We start from the raw sequence: 2717 nt of genomic DNA, 5'->3' as shown, positions 1-2717 counted from the left end.
TTAAGCCAGCTCTTTTTATCTTTACTACATACTCTTCATTGAAATACTCGTCTATGCTAAAGCACCCATTGGATCCCACGGAGATAGAACAATTGGTTCTTCATTGAACGCATTTAATTGCTCTTTCGTCAATAAATCTTTTCTTACAACGATTTGGTACGTATATTCGTCCATCCAGGCATCACTCATAACGAAGAAGCCATTCTTTCCAACTTTTTCGCCCCAGCTATTTTCGACTTTCCATTTTGTTGATTGCCCGTCTACTAAGTCAACACCGGTCAATACCATCGCATGGGTCATCAGACTTTCTCCAAAATCTAAACGTTCAGCTTTAGTCATTGTAAAATCCGTATCAAATAGATCATCCATTGAATAAGCATCTAAGGCCATGATGCCACTAGTTCTAGTAGAAGATTGACCTACATCACAACCAAACCAAACAGATTCTCCTTCTTCAAGCTGAGCAATCGCTAATTTTTTGAAAGTTTCCATATCAACATTCAGATATTTGACTTCTTTCCCGCCAACGACATTTCCTAGCATCTCTACTGTATAAGAACGATTGAATGGTTTGTCTTTTGTTGGTGCATTAATCACGCTAACATAATCATCTAATTTTACACCGATGTATTTATCATAAAAAATTTGTGGTGTCAGTCCTCGGTCAAGATGATAGTTCTTTTCTTCATCGCGGTACTCAAAATCGAATTCTTTTGGAGGTGTTCCTAATGAGATAGATAAGAAGTTATAAATGCTTTCTAGCATTTCTTCTTTCTTTTCTTCAATAGCGTCTAATGTTTCTCCTTGAGCAACCATTTTCCGTAACACTACTGCATCTTTACGCAGTAATTTGTTCAAGTAGTTATTCAAATCTCGAGAATTTGAACTATTCGCACTTTCCGGCATCACCGATTTAGGCACAACGCCATATTTTTGGAATAATGAAACGATCATATCCCATTGGCCACCATCTTGTTGAGGAGTAGCGAGTAAGAAAGCTACTTTCCGGCTATCGATTGCCTCTTTTCCTGTTGCAATGATGTTTTCATAGAAATAATTTGCCTTTTCATATTTATCCCAGAAAAAAGTGTAATTTTGTGATAATTCAAACTCTTTTAAATGGAATTGATTCAGCATCTTATGACGGAATGTGTTCAGTGCAGCAAACATCCAGCAACGCCCCGATTGCATTTGATTAGCCACTTTCCCCGTAGCCAAATCTATAGAAAATACCGGTGTATTCTCCACATGTGCTGAAACATTTTCAGCAGAAGCGGTAATTCCGTTCTTCACAACTGCCCGCTGCAATGCCTGCTGTTTGATATTTGCTTGAAACTGTTTGTTAAATTTTGTTGTCATATCAGGCGTAATAGCTTTCATCCAATCATCCTTCCAAATCCAAGTTATACTTCGTATTTTACTCTTAAGAATTTAGAAATACAATCTCTTCTATGATGAAAATTTCACTTGAATGAGAATATACTTACAATTTCATGAAGGAAAACTTCATACGGTATCGATAATTTTCAGATAAAAATGGGGATATTTCTATGAGATCATGATAATGGACTGTATAATAAAGAAAAGGATTAGAAGAACATAATTCTACAAAATAACGTTCAAGAATGCTGAATGAATAAAATACTATAATGCAAGAAAGGAGGATAAATAAAATGAAAAATCTGATGGCTGGCGGCTTTTTGTTTGTAGGTGGTAGCATACTTATGAATACAGAACATTTTGGAAATATTGTCCCTTTCCTTGGGGTAGCTTGCGCCTTGATTGGTGTAGGGATGCTCATTTATTTCGTATTTAGCGATGACGGGAAATATGGTTAATTGAATTGTGCGTAGAAGACTTTACTCTCTTCCAAGGAAAGCGATATACAGTATAAAAATGGAAGACTTTATTTATCGTAAAAAAAAGAAATCCAAGTGAATGGATTTCTTTTTTTAGCTGTGTAAGCTTTTATTTACTCCGGCAGTAGGACTCGAACCTACGACATCATGATTAACAGTCATGCGCTACTACCAACTGAGCTATGCCGGAATCAAGTACATGAATATAATATCAATTTCTTCTAAATAACGCAATACTTTTTTTGAATTTTTTTATTATATTATCAAAGAAACCGTTCGCATTTTTTGTTATTTTTATTTTTTCTAAAATCTGTTTTCCTATTAGAGAAACACATTTTTTCGAAAAAATTCTGTTGACAAATACATTAATATTCGTTATCCTATTATTTGTATTAATGATAATGCCGCTTTAGCTCAGCTGGTAGAGCGCTTCCATGGTAAGGAAGAGGTCGCCGGTTCAAGCCCGGCAAGTGGCTTCCTTAAACAGTGTAGCATATTGGTTTAACAATGTGTCTGCGCTGTTTTTTTATTTTATGACATAAGAAATGAATGTTTATATTTTAATAGTACAAAGAAAGTCTATATGATAACTATAAAAAGGAGAGCAATATGAAAATTGTTTTTTTGCATGGTCTAGGCCAAGACGAACAATCATGGAAAGATGTAATCTCTTATCTACCCAATAGTTATTCTTGCAAAAGTCTTTCATTGTTCAATCATTTAAACAGCACAGACACTGCTACTTTAGACGACTTAACCAAATACATCGAAGTACAATTGAATCAGATAAAGGAACCTTTTATTTTATGTGGATTATCTTTAGGCGCTGTTATTGCTTTAAACTATCTTGCAACTCCT

At 34.9% G+C, this 2717-nt stretch carries 3 protein-coding genes and 2 tRNA genes; 3 read left to right on the top strand and 2 right to left on the bottom strand.

From position 1 onward, the window contains the following. Positions 1 to 51: 51 nt before the first annotated feature. Entirely contained in the window at positions 52 to 1380 is a 1329-nt protein-coding gene (locus RG571_RS11865) for a C1 family peptidase (protein ID WP_002327205.1), read from the bottom strand. Positions 1381 to 1673: 293 nt separating this feature from the next. Here RG571_RS11865 and RG571_RS11860 point away from each other — a divergent pair, with 293 nt between their 5' ends. Beyond that, positions 1674 to 1838: a hypothetical protein gene (locus tag RG571_RS11860; protein ID WP_002319627.1), complete on the top strand. Its 165-nt coding sequence runs from the start codon at positions 1674 to 1676 to the stop codon at positions 1836 to 1838. Positions 1839 to 1975: 137 nt separating this feature from the next. Here the strand turns inward: RG571_RS11860 and RG571_RS11855 are convergent. Next, positions 1976 to 2049: transfer RNA gene (locus tag RG571_RS11855), tRNA-Asn, on the bottom strand. Between the two features lie 213 nt (positions 2050 to 2262). Here RG571_RS11855 and RG571_RS11850 point away from each other — a divergent pair. Both RG571_RS11850 and RG571_RS11845 read left to right on the top strand, forming a co-directional pair. Next, positions 2263 to 2335: transfer RNA gene (locus RG571_RS11850), tRNA-Thr, on the top strand. 133 nt (positions 2336 to 2468) lie between these two features. Beyond that, the coding region (locus RG571_RS11845) for an alpha/beta fold hydrolase (RefSeq protein WP_308947719.1) at positions 2469 to 2717 on the top strand (249 nt) is incomplete at its 3' end.

The organism is Enterococcus sp. FR204 (genome assembly GCF_031143325.1).
Lineage (GTDB): Bacteria > Bacillota > Bacilli > Lactobacillales > Enterococcaceae > Enterococcus_B > Enterococcus_B faecium.
The sequence above is the reverse complement of the archived record's forward strand: the minus strand, read 5'-3'. Positions and strand labels throughout refer to the sequence as shown.

What these genes read in the sequence shown, in the direction of transcription:
- RG571_RS11865 (WP_002327205.1), bottom strand. Translation starts at nt 1,380, where the DNA reads ATGAAAGCTATTACGCCTGATATGACAACAAAATTTAACAAACAGTTT.
- RG571_RS11860 (WP_002319627.1), top strand. Translation starts at nt 1,674, where the DNA reads ATGAAAAATCTGATGGCTGGCGGCTTTTTGTTTGTAGGTGGTAGCATA.